This is a genomic window from Bradyrhizobium sp. DN3, from assembly GCF_041357655.1.
Lineage (GTDB): Bacteria > Pseudomonadota > Alphaproteobacteria > Rhizobiales > Xanthobacteraceae > Bradyrhizobium.
In genome coordinates this window covers 63,881-81,211 of record NZ_JAULLN010000005.1, presented here as the reverse complement: position 1 = coordinate 81,211, position 17,331 = coordinate 63,881, and the positions used below count along the sequence as shown (strand labels likewise).

At 63.8% G+C, this 17,331-nt stretch carries 17 protein-coding genes and 1 pseudogene; 7 read left to right on the top strand and 11 right to left on the bottom strand.

Annotation, left to right across the window (positions count from 1 at the left end; translation table 11 throughout):
- Positions 1-61: 61 nt before the first annotated feature.
- Positions 62-1,372: an ABC transporter substrate-binding protein gene (locus AAE027_RS09615; protein WP_130215736.1), complete on the top strand. Its 1,311-nt coding sequence runs from the start codon at positions 62-64 to the stop codon at positions 1,370-1,372.
- Between the two features lie 590 nt (positions 1,373-1,962).
- On the top strand, positions 1,963-2,235 hold the full coding sequence (locus AAE027_RS09610) for a hypothetical protein (protein WP_370987549.1): 273 nt from the start codon (positions 1,963-1,965) through the stop codon (positions 2,233-2,235).
- 225 nt (positions 2,236-2,460) lie between these two features.
- Here AAE027_RS09610 and AAE027_RS09605 read toward each other — a convergent pair whose 3' ends face one another.
- The 9 genes from AAE027_RS09605 to AAE027_RS09565 form a co-directional block, all read right to left on the bottom strand.
- The gene (locus AAE027_RS09605; protein ID WP_370987548.1) at positions 2,461-3,630 is read right to left on the bottom strand and encodes a Gfo/Idh/MocA family protein; all 1,170 of its coding nucleotides are present in this window, start codon (positions 3,628-3,630) and stop codon (positions 2,461-2,463) included.
- A 48-nt stretch (positions 3,631-3,678) separates the two neighbouring features.
- The gene (locus AAE027_RS09600) at positions 3,679-3,993 is read right to left on the bottom strand and encodes a septal ring lytic transglycosylase RlpA family protein (protein ID WP_370987547.1); all 315 of its coding nucleotides are present in this window, start codon (positions 3,991-3,993) and stop codon (positions 3,679-3,681) included.
- 102 nt (positions 3,994-4,095) lie between these two features.
- Positions 4,096-4,941: a CmcJ/NvfI family oxidoreductase gene (locus AAE027_RS09595; RefSeq protein ID WP_370987546.1), complete on the bottom strand. Its 846-nt coding sequence runs from the start codon at positions 4,939-4,941 to the stop codon at positions 4,096-4,098.
- Positions 4,942-5,323: 382 nt separating this feature from the next.
- Entirely contained in the window at positions 5,324-6,262 is a 939-nt protein-coding gene (locus AAE027_RS09590; RefSeq protein WP_370987545.1) for an ABC transporter substrate-binding protein, read from the bottom strand.
- Positions 6,259-7,359 carry an LLM class flavin-dependent oxidoreductase gene (locus AAE027_RS09585; RefSeq protein ID WP_370987544.1) on the bottom strand — a complete coding sequence of 367 codons (1,101 nt, stop codon included), beginning with the start codon at positions 7,357-7,359 and terminating at the stop codon, positions 6,259-6,261. The genes AAE027_RS09590 and AAE027_RS09585 overlap by 4 nt, the downstream gene beginning before the upstream one ends.
- 30 nt (positions 7,360-7,389) lie before the next feature.
- Entirely contained in the window at positions 7,390-8,562 is a 1,173-nt protein-coding gene (locus AAE027_RS09580) for an acyl-CoA dehydrogenase family protein (protein WP_370987543.1), read from the bottom strand.
- Positions 8,556-9,347: an ABC transporter ATP-binding protein gene (locus AAE027_RS09575; RefSeq protein ID WP_370987541.1), complete on the bottom strand. Its 792-nt coding sequence runs from the start codon at positions 9,345-9,347 to the stop codon at positions 8,556-8,558. The genes AAE027_RS09580 and AAE027_RS09575 overlap by 7 nt, the downstream gene beginning before the upstream one ends.
- Positions 9,341-10,363: an ABC transporter permease gene (locus AAE027_RS09570; RefSeq protein ID WP_370987540.1), complete on the bottom strand. Its 1,023-nt coding sequence runs from the start codon at positions 10,361-10,363 to the stop codon at positions 9,341-9,343. Before AAE027_RS09570 ends, AAE027_RS09575 begins: the two co-directional genes overlap by 7 nt.
- Positions 10,341-11,441 (bottom strand): ABC transporter substrate-binding protein, encoded by a 1,101-nt coding sequence (locus AAE027_RS09565; RefSeq protein WP_370987539.1) that lies wholly within the window; start codon positions 11,439-11,441, stop codon positions 10,341-10,343. The genes AAE027_RS09570 and AAE027_RS09565 overlap by 23 nt, the downstream gene beginning before the upstream one ends.
- Before the next feature lie 506 nt (positions 11,442-11,947).
- On the opposite strand from AAE027_RS09565, the pseudogene AAE027_RS09560 reads away from it, so the two are divergent.
- Positions 11,948-12,181, top strand: a pseudogene (locus AAE027_RS09560) (aliphatic sulfonates ABC transporter substrate-binding protein); the annotation flags it as partial.
- 160 nt (positions 12,182-12,341) lie between these two features.
- Positions 12,342-12,476, top strand: coding sequence for a hypothetical protein (locus tag AAE027_RS09555; RefSeq protein ID WP_370987538.1), 135 nt, complete (start codon positions 12,342-12,344; stop codon positions 12,474-12,476).
- A 10-nt stretch (positions 12,477-12,486) separates the two neighbouring features.
- Here the strand turns inward: AAE027_RS09555 and AAE027_RS09550 are convergent, their stop codons facing one another.
- Entirely contained in the window at positions 12,487-12,906 is a 420-nt protein-coding gene (locus AAE027_RS09550; protein ID WP_128942822.1) for a hypothetical protein, read from the bottom strand.
- A 382-nt stretch (positions 12,907-13,288) separates the two neighbouring features.
- Between AAE027_RS09550 and glgC the strand changes: the two genes are divergently transcribed.
- From glgC to AAE027_RS09535, 3 genes are all read left to right on the top strand, one after another.
- Positions 13,289-14,551 (top strand): glucose-1-phosphate adenylyltransferase, encoded by a 1,263-nt coding sequence (glgC, locus tag AAE027_RS09545; RefSeq protein ID WP_370987537.1) that lies wholly within the window; start codon positions 13,289-13,291, stop codon positions 14,549-14,551.
- A complete protein-coding gene (gene glgA, locus AAE027_RS09540) occupies positions 14,548-16,005 on the top strand; it encodes a glycogen synthase GlgA (protein ID WP_370987536.1) in 1,458 nt (485 codons plus the stop codon). Before glgC ends, glgA begins: the two co-directional genes overlap by 4 nt.
- A gap of 129 nt (positions 16,006-16,134) precedes the next feature.
- Entirely contained in the window at positions 16,135-16,395 is a 261-nt protein-coding gene (locus tag AAE027_RS09535; RefSeq protein WP_091878893.1) for a SemiSWEET transporter, read from the top strand.
- A gap of 41 nt (positions 16,396-16,436) precedes the next feature.
- Here AAE027_RS09535 and AAE027_RS09530 read toward each other — a convergent pair whose 3' ends face one another.
- On the bottom strand, positions 16,437-17,234 hold the full coding sequence (locus tag AAE027_RS09530) for a DODA-type extradiol aromatic ring-opening family dioxygenase (protein ID WP_370987535.1): 798 nt from the start codon (positions 17,232-17,234) through the stop codon (positions 16,437-16,439).
- Positions 17,235-17,331: the final 97 nt, after the last annotated feature.

Sequence of the window (17,331 nt, the reverse complement as noted above, 5' to 3'; positions counted from 1 at the left end):
TGCTCCCAATACTTCGCCAAAAATAACAACCAAACATAAGACGGTTTTGAGGGAGGATAGGATGCCGACTTCACGCAGGCAGCTGCTGAAGACATCGGCGGCTGCCGCCGCCGCACTCAGCCTCGATTGGACACGGGCCCAGGCACAAGCCGAGAATTTGCGAATTGGCGTCATCTACGATCTGACCGGCCCGTTCGCCGCAGGCGGTTCGGTCGCCTCTTCGATCGGTGCGCAGATCGCCATCGATCTCGTCAACGAGAAGGGCGGGATCGGAGGCAAGACCAAGATCGTGCCTGTTGCCGCCGACTCCCAGAGCAAGCCGGACGTCGCGATCAACGAGGCCGAACGCCTGATCAACCAGGAGAAGGTCGATATCCTCAACGGCGTCTATGCGAGCTCGCACGCCGTGCCGCTCGCCGCCAGGGTCGAGCAGCAGAAGAAGATCCTCTGGATCACGACCGCGGTCTCGACCGCCGTGTTCAAGGACAAGAATCTGCAATACGTCTTCCGCGCGCAGATTCATTCCGACCAGTACGGACAAGCCTTTGCAAGCTTCATCAACGAGCATGCGAAAGCCAAGCTCGGCATCGACCCCAAGGAGGTCAAGGTCGCATTGATCCACGAGGACGGCCCGTATGGCGTCGGCGTCGCCGCGGCCGACGAGGCCTACGCCAAGCAGGCCGGCATCCAGGTGGTGCTGCGCGAAGGGTATTCGGCCTCGGCGCCCGATCTCTCGGTGCTGGTCACAAAAATCAAGCGCGCCAAGGCCGACGTGATCTCGCATGCCGGCTACAACCCCGACATCACCCTGTTCCTGCGCCAGGCCCGCGAGAGCGGCTTGCGTTTCAAGATGCTGTTCGGGGCCGGTGCCGGCTACAGCCAGCTCGACAAGCTGCGTGCGACTTTCGGCTCCGACATCGACAATTTCTGCAACATCGATCCGGTGCCGGCGCAGCTGCTCGACCCCGCCAAGCTCGCGCCGGGCATGGGCGATCTGATCAAGACCATGGTCTCGCGCTACCAAGCCAAGACCGGCGCGACCGACGTGCCGCCGCACTGCTCGATGGGTTTTAACCAGACCTGGGTGCTGCTCAACAATGTGCTGCCAGTCGCCAAGGAGAAGTACGGCAGCTTCGAGCCCGAGGCCGTTCGCAAAGCAGCGCTCGATGTCGACATCCCCGCCGGTGGCACCATCCAGGGCTATGGCGTGAAATTCTTCCCGCCGGGCACGCCGCTCTCCGGCCAGAACGAGCGCTCGACCCCGGTCGTGATGCAGAACGCCGGCGAGCACATCTCGGTGGTGTGGCCGACGAACATCCGCACGCGGGAGCCGGTCTTCCCGCTGCCGAAGGGCTCGACCTACGGGGCGTGAGTGATGCTCTGACGTAGCTTGAGTCGTAGCGGCTATGCGACCTTCTCCCACAAGAGGAGAAGGATCTGCAGCGTGCAAGCGGCTAACCAATCAGTGCTGCAACGAACCCCCTGCCCCGCTGGCGACGTTGCAGCCGATGGTGCTTGCATCCAGTGGTAATTCTTTTCGCGCTGTAGTTGGATTTTCGATCGCGCGGCCGCGCTCTCAAGTTGTCGGACGAAGTTTTGCTGAAACACGAGCCTGCTATAGTAGGCTTTAGGTAATTGGCCCTGCTCCTTTTTTCGCACGGCTGGCGCAGTCGGCGAACGGGCGCGCATCCAGCGGGGCCTGGGAATACTCATAACAGTGATAGTCAACGATGGGGGTGACCATGCCCGCCATATTCGAGCTGCTCTATCGCGAATATTGCCGCGCCCGCCTTACTGAAATGCGGAAACAGCCTCCTCACGAGCAAACGTCCTGAACTCTTGCAGCCGGACTGCGATCCTGCTGGTCAGAGTAGCGTTGACACGGCGGACACGCAGACCGGTGACAGAAGCAGTCGCCTTGCTTTGGCAGCAACTACGTTGCCTTAATTTGAGAGGTGTATCATGAAGACCGCACTTCTTATTGCAGCCATATTAGCTGTTGGTGTTGTATCAGCTAATGCTGGTAGTGATCAGCGTCATCGTTCATCACTCCATAAGAGACACCATACTGGATCAGCTGTAATGGCTGTTGGTGTTCCAGCAGGCGGTGGTATTGACCAACGATCTGCCTCGACACTTTATAGGCAAAATCTGCGCGACTCAGGCTACAATGCTAAGGAGAACTTTGATAAAGCTGGCCATATGTGCGTGTCCTGTAATTATCAGGGCAATTGACGAAGCCCGGTGCTGTGACGAATGAGAGCGCGATAACAACAGATCGAGCAGCCGGAGAAGAAGAATCGGGGCGGGTGTGCAGATAGAAACCTCGCACTTTTTCAAGACGAGCCTCGCCGAAAAATAGCCCCCAAAGGATTCCCAATGTGGGTTTCCTCTCGGGGCTTTCTTTGTTTGCGCGCCCACTGCTCAGCCATGCGCGCGGCCAGCTCAGCGGGCTCATCACTACAACACCACGCGGCGCCCCTCTTCCGCCGCCCAGTAGCCCGCGTAGTTCACCTTGATCGTCTCGTACGCCAGCGCGAGGTCAGAGAGTGGCTGCCGACCCGTCGCAGCGCATTCCATGAAGTCCTGGATCTCCTGCAAATATCCGCGCGTCCATTCCTCCTCGAGGCAGACATATTGCCAGCCGGTTTTGCGGTCGACCTTTTCGGTGATGTAGACGCTGGCGAGCTTCTCCTCGCTGGTCTGGTAGCTCATCAGATGCGTGTTCGGGGTGATGTTGGCGAACAATGAGCCGCCGCTCGTGTAGGTCTCGATCAGATTGCGCACGCCACCCATGATCATGTCGCCGGAGAACACGGTTGCCTTGGTGCCGTCGGAGAAGGTCGCCGTTAGCGTGCCCCAATCCTCGACATCGACGGGATTGGCCTTGATGTAGGTGCGTTCTTCGGTCTTGAGGCCAGCGGTAACGTTGCCGGCATCGCAAGTGACGCTGGCGACGCGGATGGTCTCGCCGCGCGCCTTGGCCTCGACCTGCTTGAGGTAGAGCACGGCCGAGAGCGGGTGACAGCCCATGCGGATCAGCGAGCCGCCGCCCGTCATCGCCCATTGCGCGGCATGCGCGGCGTGCGAGCCGGAATGGCTCTCCTCGCCCTTCATGAACAGGATCTTGTCTTTCGTCGCCTTGATGATCTCCGCGGTCTTGGTCACCGCGGGCGCGTAGATCCAGTCCTCGGCATACATGAACAATTTTCCGCTACGCTCGATCGCGGCCCGCGTCGCGTCCATCTCCTCCAGCACGCGCTCGTACATCAGCGCCTTCGGCACATGCTTACCGATCGGCCGCGCATCGCCCTCGCGGCCGAAATAGCCGGCAAACGGCTTTTCGCAGATGACGTGCTTGCCCGCCTGCATGCCGGCGACGATCATCTCGGCATGAAGGTTGGGCGGGGTGCAGATGTCGATGACATCGAGCTCGCGGTCCGCGATCACTTCCGCGAAGCTGCGATAGACGCGCGGGATGTTGTGGCGGGTCGCGAACTCGACCACCTGATCGCCGCGCGCAGCCACCGCCGCAACCTCGACGTCCACGCCATAGACGCGCCGGAACGCATACATGTGCAGCTCCGACACGAAGCCGCAGCCGACGAGTCCCACCCTGATCCTGGCCATAGCGCCCCTCACCCTTGCTTTGGGTGGCACTATAGCCCGCTTGCCGGCCTAATCCACCGAGACCCGCACCACGCCGGCGCTCATCATGCCCAGCGCGCGGGCGGCGGGCACCGAGAGATCGACGATGCGGCCGCGGATGAACGGGCCGCGATCGTTGACGCGGCACTGAATCGTTCGTCCGCTGTAGGACACCCTCAGCACGGCGCCGAAAGGACGCGTCCGGTGCGCGCATGTCAGATCGCCACCTTTACCGGCCTTTCCATATCCGTAGTACGAAGCAAGCCCGCTTTCGGCGTGGGCAACGGAAAAGGCAAAAAGCAAAAAGCTGGCAAGAGATATCAATAGCGTCGTCTGCGCTTGCACGGCACCCTCCCGGTTACCCTGCCCGGCGCTGCAAACGTCGCTTTGTTCCCTAAGGTTCCCAAAAGACTGCCGGGCGATGCCCGGCAGCGCCATCACTCTTTGTTACTGTTTGTGAAACACCAGCGCGCGCACCTCGATGCTCTCGCGCGGGGCGGCATCTCGCGGCGTGGTCGGATCGACGAAGGCCGTGTGCGGCCCGAACCGCGTCCGGCCGTCGGTTGCGGAGTCATAACACTTGAGCAGCAGCGCCTCGTCCGGCGTCATCTCGGGGAAATAGAACCAGCGGTGGTTCGGATTGTACTTCACCGAATAGGTCTCGCCGCGGCGATTGGGATAGATCAAATCGGAGGCCACGAGATCATCGGGCGCAACCGTCGTGCCGTCGGCCATCGCCAACGGTGAATCGCGCAAGGGACCGCGGATCGGCCGCCACAGGTTGATCACCTGCACGCGCCCCTTCAGCAACTCTTCGGCTTCGTCAGGCAAGTGCTCGCGCACGCGATTGGCGCCGGAGACGCCGGTCTGGTCGACATGCACGCGCGTCGCCGGCTGGCGCGGGCCGCCACCACGAATGTCGGCGGCGCCTTCGACGCGCTTGCGCACGGTATGATCGAAGATGACGACACAGTCGGCCTTCAGCGTCGCCCGCAGGAACGCCTCGACGGCGGGATAGTAGACGGCGCGAATTTCCTCGTCGTTGTAAAAATCCTTCACCTGCGTCGGATGGCGCACCAGCGCAAAGCCTTCGCGATCGAGCGAGAAATTCTGCGCAATCAGCCGCGCGTCAAAGATCGGGACCTGGTGCGGCTCGGCAAGCGCCGTGCTCTTCGGCTCGCCCGGAGGCGGATCGAAGGCGTAGGTGCGCGGCCTGGCCGATGTCGGCGCGAGATAGTTGAGTTCGGCGGTGACGAAGGGAAGCGATTCGATTTTTGTTTCTTGCAGGCCCATGGCCGGTCTCCCGATGTGGTCGTCTGGTTGATTTTTGCCGCGGAGCCGCGGGGTGCAAGGGAGCGGGTGCAAATAGCAATGACGATGTTGTCGTCAGTGCGAAGCGCAGAAGGAACGTGTCGAGTAAGGCGATTGCGCTGGAAACCTCCTCCTTTCCTCACGAGTCCTTGAAGCGCTCGTGAAAGCTTCTTCCTCTTACCCTCCCCTGGAGGGGGAGGGTCGATCGCGCGCAGCGCGAGCGGGGTGGGGTGATCCCTCCACGAGAAACACTGTTAGACGTGGAGAGACCTTCACCCCACCCCGTCTCACATTTCGCTGCGCTCAACGTGAGCCGACTCTCCCCCTCCAGGGGAGGGTAAACTGGCCGTGCAAGTAGAGCCGCCTACAATCCCGCCTTCGCGATTGCATCGGCGAACGAACGGTCCACGATCTCCGCGGCGTCCAGCTTCTGCTTGATCAGGCCCCAGCGGAAATAGAGGTCGATCGTGCTCTGCTCGTCCGCGACCACGCCGTCGTCGATCGGCGCGAGGCGGATCTTTGCGCGCGAGAGCCAGTTCTGTGGCACGGCGGTCGGGATGTTCATCAACCTGCCCCAGGTCGCGGCATAGCTATCGATGTTGTTCAGCGACCACGCCCGCGCCGCGGTGAGGCGTCGGATGAAGTCGGTCAGCTCCGCGCGCTTGTCGCGGATGGCATCGGGCCGCGCCACCTGGAAGCTCAGCCCCGGTGTCAGACCTTCCGAGGTGATGATGCGGCGCGACCTAAACAGCACCTCCTCCTGGCTGACATAGGGCTCCCAGGTCGACCAAGCGTCGACGGAGCCTTGCATGTAGGCGATCTTGGCATCTGAAGGCGCAAGGAACGCGATCTGCACGTCGCTCGCACTCCAGCCGCTCTTCTCGAGCGCGGCGAGGATCAATTGATGGCCGATCGAGCCGCGACCGGTTGCGATCTTCTTAGCCCGCAGATCGGCAAAGCTCTTGATCGGGGAGTTCTCGGGCACGAGGATCGCGAGCCCCTCGCGCGTCTGCCTGATGGCGGCAATCGCCTTCACCGGCGCGCCGGAGGCCGCGGCGAAGGTGAAGGGCGCGTCCCCGACGAGACCGGTCTCGATCGCACCGGCGCTGAGCGCTTCCAGCAGTGGAGCTGCCGCCGGAAACTCCTTCCACTCGATCTTGTAGGGGACATCCTTGAGCACGCCGGCCGCTTCCATCACGGCCTGCGCATTGCCCTTCTGATCGCCGACACGCAAGGTGGTTTGCGCCGCCGCCAGCTCGAACGAGCCGAACAGCAGCGCGCCGGCCAACATCAGACGGATCATTCCGCGGCCTCGCCGCGAACGGCCCGACGCTCGGCGATCAGCTTGCGTGTCAGCGGGATCAGCTCGCGGCCATATTCGATGGTGTCGATCAGCGGATCAAAGCCGCGGATCAGGAAATGGGTGATGCCGAGGTCGTAATAGTCGCCAAAGACTTCGGCGACCTGCTCGGGCGTACCGACCAGCGCGGTGGTGTTGCTGTTGGCGCCGGTGAGCTTTGCGATCTCGGTCCAGAGCCGCTTGTCGATGCGGCTGCCCTGATCGGCGAGCGCGAGCAGGCGCCGCGCGCCGGCCGTGGCGTGGCCATCGGCGGGCTTGCGATAGCCGGTCTTGTCCTGAAGCGCAGTCGCGCGCGCCAGAATGTCTTCCGCCTTCTCCCAGGCCTGCTTCTCGGTCGGCGCAATGATCGGCCGCACCGACAGGCTGAAGCGCGGCGTCGGCCGCCCCTGCCGGACCGCCGCGTTGTGGACGCGGGAGGTGACGTCGCGCACCTGCGCATAGGATTCACCCCACAGCGCGAAGGTGTCGGCGTGCTTGCCGGCGACGTCGATCGCCGCATCGGAAGCGCCGCCGAAATAGATGCGGATCCCTTCGGGACGATACGGCTTCACCTGCGAGAAGGCGTTCTCGACCTGATAGTATTTGCCTTTGTAGGTGAACGGCTTGTCGCTGGTCCATTCCAGCTTGAGCACGTCGAGGAATTCGGAGGTGCGGGCATAGCGCTCGTCCTTGTCGTCGAGCGTGTTGCCGTCCTGCCGCAGCTCGGTGGCGTTGCCGCCGGTGATGACGTGGAGCGCGACACGTCCGCGGGAGAATTGATCGAGCGCCGCGAACTGCCGCGCCAGCAGCGTCGGCGCGGTGAAGCCGGGCCGCTGCGCGATCAGCACGTTGAGGCGATCGGTGTGGTTGAGGACGTGCTGCGCGACCTGGAGCGCGTCGGGCGTGGTCGAATGAAACGCCAGCAGCGCGCGATCGAAGCCGGCATTCTCATGCGCCTTCGCCACCGTCTCGATGTGGGTGGGATTGAGCACCGGCCCCTCGCGGACGACGGTTTCCGACGAATTGTTGTTGCTGATGAAGCCGATGAACTCGATCGACATGACCGTCTCCCTGGTTGTTTTCCGGAAAGGCTAGAGTCCCAATGCGGCGCGGCCGAGGCCGATGCGCGTGGAATCATCCTGTGGCGTGTGCACGCGGCCACACAAGGCATCACGATAGTGCCGCTCCAGCGGATTGGCGCGGGACAGGCCGTGATTGCCGGTCAGCGACAACGCGTCTTCGACCACGGCGACGGCATTGTTGGTGACGGTGAGCTTGATCACGTTGGAGTCGCCGGCGGAGAGCAGGACGCCGTCATCGAAATCGCGCGCGAACGACTCGATCAGCCGCGCATTAACCGCGAGCCGCGCCTCGATGGCCCCGAGGATCTCTTGCGCGCGCGGCAAGGTCGCGAGCGGCGCACCGAGGCTGGCGGGAGCGCGCTGTTTCAGGAACGTGATCAGCCAGTCGCGCGCGGCGCGGGCAACGCCGTCATAGATCGCAGCGACGAAGACGGTGTGGACGGTCGCCTGCGTGACGTCAAACGTACGCCAGTCCGCCGGCTTGCGGACATCGACCTCGGCATCGAGCGGGATCACGACATCCTCGAAGACGACATCGTGGCTGCCGCTGGCACGCAGGCCGTGATGGTCCCAGGTCTCGACGATGCGGGTGCCCGGCAGGCCCGCCGGCACCAGGAACTGTCCGACGCGCGGCTCGGCCTCGTCGGTCCGGGCCCAGACCAGGTACCATTTCAGGATCGGCGATCCCGTCGAATAGATCTTGTGGCCGGAGAGGCGCCAGCCGGTCTCAGTGCGCCGCGCGATCGTCGCCGGCAGGCCGCCGCGCGCGGGCGAGCCGAGCTCCGGCTCGACCCGCAACGCGTTGACGAGCGCAAGGCCCTCGACACTCTCGCGCGCGAGCTTGCGGGACAACCGCGCCGGCCAGGCCGGACTGCGCGCCATGACGAGATGATTGATGTAGTGCATCGACAGCACCAGCGCCGTCGACGGATCGGCCTTGCCGACGATGCCGATCACGCGTGCGGCGTATCGTGCGCCGGCGCCGGCCCCACCATGGGCCGCAGGAACCGTCAGCGACAACAGGCCCGCCTCGGAGAGCTCGCGAAAATTCTCGAAGGGGAAGCTGCCATTGCGGTCATGCTCGGCCGCGCGCGCGGCAAAGCTCGTCGCCAGCGCCTCGGCGCGTGCGATGTAGTCGGGCTCGCTAAGGGCCGTGCGCCCTTTCGCTATAGAGGTCACCATGTGGCATCCAGCCCCAGCAGGCCGAGAATCTGGCGACGCAGATCAGCCAGATAGGGATCGCCGCGATGGCGTGGATAGGGTCGGTCGACACGGATGTCGGCCTTGACCCGTGCCGGGCGGTCGCTGAACACGATGACGCGGTTGGCGAGCACCAGGGCTTCCTCCGCATCGTGCGTCACCAGCAGCGTGGTGAATCCCTTGCGCTGCCAGAGCGAGACAAGCTCGGCCTGCATGGTGATGCGGGTCAGCGAGTCGAGTTTGCCCAGCGGCTCGTCGAGGATCAGGATTTTTGGATCGTTGACCAGCGCCCGCGCCAGCGCGACGCGCTGCGCCATGCCGCCGGAGAGCTGGTGCGGATAGGCGTTGCGGAATGACGAGAGGCCAACGAGATCGAGCGCGGCGTCGACGCGGTGACGCTGGCTCTTCAAAATGCCCTGGGCCTCGAGGCCCAGGGCGACGTTGTCCCAGACCGACCGCCAGGGAAACAGGGTCGGATCCTGGAACACGACGACGCGCGAGGGATGCGGATTTCTGATGCGATCCTCGTCCTCCCGCAACCTGCCTGCCTTCGGCTTGTCGAGACCGGCGACCAGCCGCAGCAAGGTCGACTTGCCGCAACCGGATGGGCCGAGCAGCGCGACGAATTCGCCGGGCTCGACAGAGATGCTGACGTCGCTGAGCACAGGCAGCTCGGCGCCGTCAATGTCGAAGGCGTGGCTGACCTGCTCGATATCGAGCGCGGCGCCGGCGGCCGGATGCGCGATCGCTTCAGCCAGAGCTACCATTTCACGGTCCCCTTCTGCCAGACCAGCAGGCGGTCGCGGATCGAAAACAGCAGCGTGATCGCGCCGGAGCAGAGCAGCGACATCACGATCAGCGCCGCATACATGTTGGAATAGGCGGCCCAGCCCTGCGCCCATTGCAGGTACCAGCCGAGGCCCGCCTTGACGCCGATCATCTCGGCGACGACCAGCACCGCGAAGGACGAGCCGAGCCCCATGAACAGGCCGACGAACACGTGCGGCAGTGCCGCCGGGATCGCGACCTTCAGCACCAGGAAGGACGGCTTTGCGCCCAGGGTCCGCGCGACGTCGTAATAGGCATTGCTGACGCTCGCGACGCCCGACCAGGTCAGCACAGTGACTGGAAAGCCGGTCGCCAGCGCAATCAGGAAGGTCGAAGCGCTCCAGCTCGACGGGAACGTGAAGAAGGCGATCGGCAGCCACGCGGTCGCGGGCAACGGACCGATGAAGCGCAGCACCGGATGCACCCAATAACCGACGGCGCGCGACCAGCCGATCGAGACACCGGTCAGGAAACCGACCGTGGCACCGATCAAATAGCCGCCGAGCTGAAGCTTGACCGAGGCAAAGACGCAGTCGAGCAGTTTTGGCAGATCATCGGTATAGACCTCGATGATCGCCTGCGGCGGCGGAAAGAACGGCAGCGGCAGCCAGGCGAACTTTGCAGTGGCAACTTCCCAAATCGTCAGGAAGGCGCCGAGCGCCACGAGCCAGGGCGCGCGCTTGCGCAAACCCCGCCCTGCGGAGCCGAGATAATCGGCACCGACCGTTCCGAACAAGGCGACCGCGGCGACGATGAAGGCCGCAATGCCGAGCGAATGCGTGCGCGACCAGTCGCCGACATCGTCCCACCACAGGCAGGACAGGCCGAAGGCGATCCAGGCAATGCTTGCGAGCACGCCGACGCCCGACTCTCTGATCCAGGTCGCAAGCAGTGGCGCGCGCGAGAGGCGCGGCGCGCCGGAGGCGAGGCCGTCAGACAGCGAATACGTCGACATAGATGCGCTCCGCGAATTTGGCCGTGTCGGTGCTCGGCTTGAAGACCTGCACGCTCTTCAGATCGTCGGCGTAGGCCTTGAGCTCGCGCTTGAGCACGTCGCCGACCGGATGATGATGGTGGGTGTGGTAGCGTACCATGCCCTCGATGTCGGCGAGCGTGGCCGCCTTCGGCGCGTAGGGCTGGAACGATTTTGCCGCAACCGTCGCATTCTGCGCTGTGAACATCGCGGCATCGAGCAGCGCCTGCGTGATGGCGCGGGCGACCTGGGGCTCCTCGCGCACCAGGCTGCCACGCAGGCCGAGGATGCAGCAGCTCTTTTCGCGATACTCGCCGTCGAGATTGGAAGCGACTTCCTTGTATTGAGTATCCTTGAGCCAGAGATAGGCGAGCGGATCGGAGGAAAGGAAGGCCTGCACCTCACCCTTCTCCACCGCGACGTTGAGCAAATTGCCGGGATAGGCGCGCCAGTCGACGTCCTTGACCGGATCGATGCCGAGCTTGGCGAGCTGGATCGAGAAGAAGTTCTTGTCGGGGCCGGCGAGATCGCCGACCGCGACGATCTTGCCCTTGAGATCGGCGAGCTTGGCGACGCCGGAATCGCTGCGCGACAGCACCCGCATGCAGCCACCATGGGTGCCCGCAGCGATCTTGACGTCAAACCCCTGCTCCAGTGGCTTCAGCCAGCGCAGCGCCATGCCGAGACCGGCGTCGCTCTTTCCCGTCGCGATCGCCTCGAGCAGCTGGTCGGTCGATCCGGAATAGTTGACGAGCTCGACGTCGAGATTGTGCTTCTTGAAGAAGCCGTGCTCGATGGCGACCGGCACCGGCGCGAGGCAGACCGCGCCGGCATTCCACGACAGTTTCAGTTTGCGCGGCGCGCCGGTGAGCGCAGGCGCATCGGAAGCCGTCCGGCACAACGGAAACTCCGAGAAGTCGATGCCGGACGCAATCCCGCGCGGTGCAAATGCCTGCGCGCCCAGCGCGCCGAGTGGCGCGGCGAAGGCCGCAGCCAACCCCGCCCGGAGCAGATGGCGCCGATCGAGACTCGATCCACCGCGCTTGTCGTCGTTGCTCATCAGTCTCCACTCCTGCGCTGGCACGGCTCCGCTACGTGCGCAACGGCTTACGTTGCGCACGTTCCGTATGGAGCTGCGTTGAGAGAAAATTGTTTCGTCGGCGCGTGACGCGCCGCGTTGATGCGATGCGCAAATCATGCGGCGCACGCGCCGCATCGTCAATGAAATGGAATTTCGAATGTTGTGCGAGGCGAAGTCATTCTCTCCATCGGCATGCGCGCGAACGATGAAAGGATTTTCGCGAATGCGACTGCTAACTCCGAGCGACGCGATAACGCATGTGCACCATTCCTGTGTACCTTTCCCACGCGAGCATGTCGTCTTCTCGCGCGCGGCCATTTGACGAAACGTCCTTGCCTCGTGCGCCCGCAATACGAATGGCCATTTCATTGACGGCGCACCGCGCGGTCATAGACTTGATCGTCTCGCTGAATCGCTCGCTCACGCGTCGTGAGCCAAGCAACAAGACAGGCCATATGAGCATCAACTCCCATCATCGCCGCTGTCACCTGTCCGAATATGCCAAGAACACGGCCGAGCTGACCAAGCTGCCGGAAGACGTGCTGCTCTCGGCCTACACCGCACAGCGCACCAGCCCGATCGTGATCGACGAGAACGTCGTGAGAGAGGTGCAGGAAGCCTCCGACCGCTCGACGCGCTACGGCATTTTGCCGAAAAAGCTCGACGTCGACAAAGCCGTCGACCGCAGCTTCACCGCCGAGGCCGCGGGATCGAACTGACGAGATGATCTTCGGACTGCGCCGCGGGCTCGCTCAACCTCTCCCGCTTGCGGGAGAGGTTGGCGCAGCGCGCCGGGTGAGGGCTTTCTCCTCTGGGGGGTTCTCGACGTGGAGACACCCCACCCCAACCCTCCCCCGCAAGCGGGAGAGGGAGCGCACTGTGTTCGCGGCAATAGGCAAGGCAAAGGGCGGTGAGATGCGCGGCTTTCGCCTCAAGCCAGGCCCGCTGCATCTCGCCGCGATCGTGCTCGCGCATTTGGCCTGCATGAGCCTGATCGTGTGGCTTTCGCTTTAGCCGCGTGAAATCACCAATAGGCGCGGTAGTACGGACGCGGATACGGCCGATAGCCGTAATAAGGCCGATAGTACCGGCGATAGCCATAGTACCGCGGATAAGCGTAGGCCGGCCCGTAGCCGTAATAGGCCGGCGCATAACCATAGCCGTATCCCGGATATCCATAGCCGCCGTAATACGGGCCGCCATAATAGCCATAACCGTAAGGCGCGCCGCTGGCGATGGCGCCGCCGATGATCGCGCCGGCCGCGAGGCCACCGAGGCCCCATCCCCAGCCGCCGCGCCAATGCACCTGCGTGACATCATCACCGGCCGCGGCCTTCATGGTCGCGACGTTGGTCGGCATCGGACCTGCCGCAGCCTGTTCGATTTGGCCGGCCATGACCACGCCGGCCAGCGAACAGGCAATTGCCGTTGTCCAGATCCTCATCGTCTTACTCCCTGTCTGACGTTTCGCTTGGAAAAGGATCGCAACACCATGATCGGACATCCTTGCGCCAAGTCAAAGCGCCAAGTCAAAGCCCGGACTTTGCGTGCGGCGCACAAGTCCCGTTCACGCCTCGTTGCGAAATGGCCACCGGCACGTGAGGCCAAACGATCTCTGCTCCGCCCGATGTGACAGCGGCGCGACGCTGTAGCCCTTCGGCCACGGCAAAGACATCAAGGCAAAGCATTAAGCTTCCCGTTGCGCGCAACCAACAACCCACTTCCCGATTTACTATTCGTACCGTTACTATCGGTTCCAATGGGCGCGGGACCGCGGGGCTTCTCGCGACAAAAAGCCCCGGCATGCCAGAGTGTGGGAGGATGACATGAGTGCCGTCGGTAATGAACCGCTTGCCCGCCAAGCGCTGGCGTTCGTCCTCGCTGGTGGACGCGGCAGCCGGCTTTTGGAGCTGACCGACCGGCGCGCCAAGCCGGCGGTCTATTTTGGCGGCAAGTCCCGCATCATCGACTTCGCGCTGTCGAACGCGGTGAACTCGGGCATCCGCCGTATCGCGGTCGCGACCCAATACAAGGCGCACAGCCTGATCCGGCACCTTCAGATGGGCTGGAACTTCTTCCGCCCGGAACGAAACGAGAGTTTTGACATCCTCCCGGCCAGCCAGCGCGTCTCCGAGAACATGTGGTATGTCGGCACGGCGGACGCCGTCTACCAGAACATCGACATCATCGAATCCCACGCCTGCCGCTTCATCGTGGTGCTGGCCGGCGACCACATCTATAAGATGGACTACGAGGTGATGCTGCGCGAGCACGTCGAGAGCGGCGCCGACGTCACGGTGGGTTGCCTCGAGATGCCGCGCGCGGAATCGTCGGGCTTCGGCATCATGCATATCGACGAGAAAGGCTGGATCCATTCGTTCCTGGAGAAGCCGAAAGATCCGCCGCCGATGCCCGGCAAGCCGGACGTCTCGCTCGCCAGCATGGGCATCTACGTCTTCAACGCGAAATTCCTGTTCGACCAGCTCAAGCGCGACGCCGAGGACCCGAACTCGAACCATGATTTCGGCAGGGATATCATTCCGTACCTCGTCAAGAACGGCCGCGCGTTCGCACACCAGTTCTCGACCTCCTGCGTGCGCTCCAGCAGCCACAACGGCGCCTATTGGCGCGACGTCGGCACCGTCGACGCCTATTGGTCCGCCAATGTCGATCTCACCGATGTCGTGCCGGAACTCGATCTGTTTGACCGCGCGTGGCCGATCTGGTCCTATGCGGAGATCACGCCGCCGGCCAAATTCGTCCACGACGAGGAGAGCCGGCGCGGCCAGGCCGTGAGCTCGCTGGTCTCGGGCGGCTGCATCATCTCTGGCGCCGCACTGCGCCGCTCGCTGCTGTTCACCGGCGTGCGGGTCAACTCCTACGCCAATGTCGAGAACGCCGTGATCATGCCCTATGTCAATGTCGGCCGCGGCGCTCGCCTGAAGAACGTCGTGATCGACCGCGGCGTCGACATCCCCGAGGGCCTCGTCGTCGGCGAAGATCCCGAGTTCGACGCCAAGCGCTTCCGCACCACCGAGCAGGGCATCTCGCTGATCACCCAGCCGATGATCGACAGGCTCAATACATGACGCCTGTTCGCGTCCTCGCGGTCGCTTCTGAAGTCTATCCCATCGTCAAGACCGGCGGCCTCGCGGATGTCGCCGGCGCGCTGCCGGTTGCACTGAAGGCGCATGGCGTCGAGATGCGCACCCTGATGCCCGGTTATCCCGACGTGACGCGGATCCTTGCCGGCGCCGAGGAAATCAGGCGCTGGCCAAACTATTTCGGCGGGCCGGGCCGGCTGCTCGCGGGCTCGCACGACGGCCTCGATCTGTTCGTGCTCGACGTGCCGCATCTCTATGCGCGGCCTGGTAACCCCTACGTCACCAGCGATGGCGTCGATTGGCCGGACAATGGCGTGCGCTTCGCCGCACTCTCCCGCGTCGCCGCCGATATCGGTCACGGCCTCGTGCCTGCCTTCGTGCCCGACATCGTGCACGCCCACGACTGGCAGGCGGGGCTCGCGCCGGCCTATCTGCATTATGACAACCGGCCGCGGCCCGGCACCGTGATGACCATTCACAATATGGCCTATCAGGGCAAGTTTGCCCCTGAGCTGATCGGTGCGATCGGCCTGCCCTGGCACTCCCTCAACGTCAACGAAATCGAATATTTCGGCGGCATCAGCTTCCTGAAAGCCGGCCTGCAATTCGCCGATCGCATTACCACGGTGTCGCCGACCTACGCGCAGGAGATCCAGAGCGACGAAGGCGGCATGGGGCTCGGCGGCTTGCTGCGTGCACGCGCGGGCGTGCTGAGCGGCATCCTCAACGGCATCGACATCTCCGTGTGGAATCCGCAAACCGATCCGCATATCGCCTACCGCTTCGACGCGGAAGATCTGACGTTCCGGGCCGCGAACAAGGCGGCGCTGCAGCAGCAGTTCAATCTCGATTCCTCGGACGAGGTGCCGTTGCTCGGCGTCATCAGCCGCCTGTCCTGGCAGAAGGGGCTCGATCTCCTGCTCGAGGCCATTCCGACCATTTTGGACCAAGGCATGCAGCTCGCGCTGCTCGGCAGCGGCGATCGCGATCTCCAGGACGGTTACCAGGCCGCCGCACGCGCCAATCGCGGCCGGATCGGAGTCGTGATCGGCTACGACGAGATCTTGGCGCATCTGATCCAGGCCGGCTCGGACGCGCTGATCGTGCCGTCGCGCTTCGAGCCATGCGGCCTGACCCAGCTCTGCGCGCTGCGCTATGGCGCCGTCCCGATCGTGTCACGTGTCGGCGGCCTCGAGGATACCATCGTCGATATCGGCGAGGCCGACGCGTCCGGCCAAGATGCCACCGGCTTCAAGTTCGGCCCCGTGACGGCGGAAGCCCTCGCCGGCACGCTGCGCAAGGCCAACACCACCTTCCACGACAAGCTGACCTGGCGCCGGCTGCAACGAAGCGGCCTTGCGACCGACGTCTCCTGGCGCAACCGCGCCAGCGACTATGCCGCACTTTACCGCGACCTCATGGCGGCGCGCCGGGCATAGAGCGAGCGAAGTGGATACCGGTTCGCGTGAAAAAAACGCGTCAAAACTAGAATCTAGAGTCCCGTTCCGATTTCATCGGGATGGGACTCTAGGCATGGCCATTGTCGAATCCATGCTATAGAGCCGGGCATGGACCCCTTCGTGATCAAGCTGCTCGGCTTTGCCGCCGCCACCTGCACCACCGTCGCCTACGCGCCGCAATTCATCAAGGTCTGGAAAACGCGCTCGGCGCGCGACATCTCGCTCGGCATGTTCCTGGTCATGGTGCTGGGCTTGGCGCTCTGGCTGCTCTACGGCCTGCTCTCTGGCGACGCCCCGCTGGTCGCCGCCAACGCCATCACAATGCTGCTCGCCGGCGGCATCCTGTTCATGAAGCTGAAATACGGGTGAGGTTTCTTCACCTCTCCCGCAAGCGGGAAGAGGGAGAAAAGTCAACCGCCAAACACATACGACGCCATCGCTACGCCCGCGACCTCGTCGACGAAGACGCGACGGCCGAAATCGCTGCCGGCGGCGCCGGCTGCGACCATCAGCGGCAGCAGATGGTCCTCGCGCGGATGCGCAAGACGCGCGCTGGGTGCGTTCTCCCAGTCGACCAGCATCGCGTTGCGGCGGGCCGCATCCGGATTGCTGATGGCCTCGTTCAGATAGGCCTCGAAGTCGTACGAGACCGGCTTGGACTCCGGTCGATTGAAGCCGCGCATGTTGTGATAGGTGAGCCCGCTGCCGACGATCAGAACGCCTTCGTCGCGCAGCGGTGCGATCGCCTGCCCGACCCTGATGTGCTCGGCCGCGTCATAGCTCGACTTCAGCGATAGCAGCACGATCGGCATGTCCGCATTCGGATACATCAGGCCGAGCGGCACGAAGGTGCCGTGGTCAAAGCCTTGATTGGGATCCTCCCGGCAATCGAGGCCGGCGCGCGCGAGCAGCGCCTTCACCTCTGCGGCAAGCGCGGGCTGGCCCGGCGCCGGATATTTGAGGTGATAGGTATGCTCGGGGAAACCGTAATAGTCGTACACCATCGGCGGATGCGCCGAGGTCGACACGGTGAAGGCGTCGGCCTCCCAATGTCCGGTGATGACGAGCACGGCCTTCGGCCTTTCCGGCAACAGCTGCGGCAACCGGCCGAACTCCGCGGCGGTCTTCGCGTACTGCACCCGCCTGTCCTCCATGAACGGCCAGGGGCCGCCACCATGCGACAGGAACAAGGTCGGAAATCGCGTCATGGGCTCGTGTCTCGTTGGCAACAGGCGCGTGCGAGCTGCCCGCGCGATCAGCGGCGAGCATAGGCAAACCGGCATGGTTAGCAAGCCGTTAACGATT

Bases quoted from the DNA above. Each gene is read 5' to 3' on its own strand.
- AAE027_RS09615 (WP_130215736.1), top strand. From the start codon at position 62: ATGCCGACTTCACGCAGGCAGCTGCTGAAGACATCGGCGGCTGCCGCC.
- AAE027_RS09610 (WP_370987549.1), top strand. From the start codon at position 1,963: ATGAAGACCGCACTTCTTATTGCAGCCATATTAGCTGTTGGTGTTGTA.
- AAE027_RS09605 (WP_370987548.1), bottom strand. From the start codon at position 3,630: ATGGCCAGGATCAGGGTGGGACTCGTCGGCTGCGGCTTCGTGTCGGAG.
- AAE027_RS09595 (WP_370987546.1), bottom strand. From the start codon at position 4,941: ATGGGCCTGCAAGAAACAAAAATCGAATCGCTTCCCTTCGTCACCGCC.
- AAE027_RS09590 (WP_370987545.1), bottom strand. From the start codon at position 6,262: ATGATCCGTCTGATGTTGGCCGGCGCGCTGCTGTTCGGCTCGTTCGAG.
- AAE027_RS09585 (WP_370987544.1), bottom strand. From the start codon at position 7,359: ATGTCGATCGAGTTCATCGGCTTCATCAGCAACAACAATTCGTCGGAA.
- AAE027_RS09580 (WP_370987543.1), bottom strand. From the start codon at position 8,562: ATGGTGACCTCTATAGCGAAAGGGCGCACGGCCCTTAGCGAGCCCGAC.
- AAE027_RS09575 (WP_370987541.1), bottom strand. From the start codon at position 9,347: ATGGTAGCTCTGGCTGAAGCGATCGCGCATCCGGCCGCCGGCGCCGCG.
- AAE027_RS09570 (WP_370987540.1), bottom strand. From the start codon at position 10,363: ATGTCGACGTATTCGCTGTCTGACGGCCTCGCCTCCGGCGCGCCGCGC.
- AAE027_RS09565 (WP_370987539.1), bottom strand. From the start codon at position 11,441: ATGAGCAACGACGACAAGCGCGGTGGATCGAGTCTCGATCGGCGCCAT.
- AAE027_RS09550 (WP_128942822.1), bottom strand. From the start codon at position 12,906: ATGAGGATCTGGACAACGGCAATTGCCTGTTCGCTGGCCGGCGTGGTC.
- glgC (WP_370987537.1), top strand. From the start codon at position 13,289: ATGAGTGCCGTCGGTAATGAACCGCTTGCCCGCCAAGCGCTGGCGTTC.
- glgA (WP_370987536.1), top strand. From the start codon at position 14,548: ATGACGCCTGTTCGCGTCCTCGCGGTCGCTTCTGAAGTCTATCCCATC.
- AAE027_RS09535 (WP_091878893.1), top strand. From the start codon at position 16,135: ATGGACCCCTTCGTGATCAAGCTGCTCGGCTTTGCCGCCGCCACCTGC.
- AAE027_RS09530 (WP_370987535.1), bottom strand. From the start codon at position 17,234: ATGACGCGATTTCCGACCTTGTTCCTGTCGCATGGTGGCGGCCCCTGG.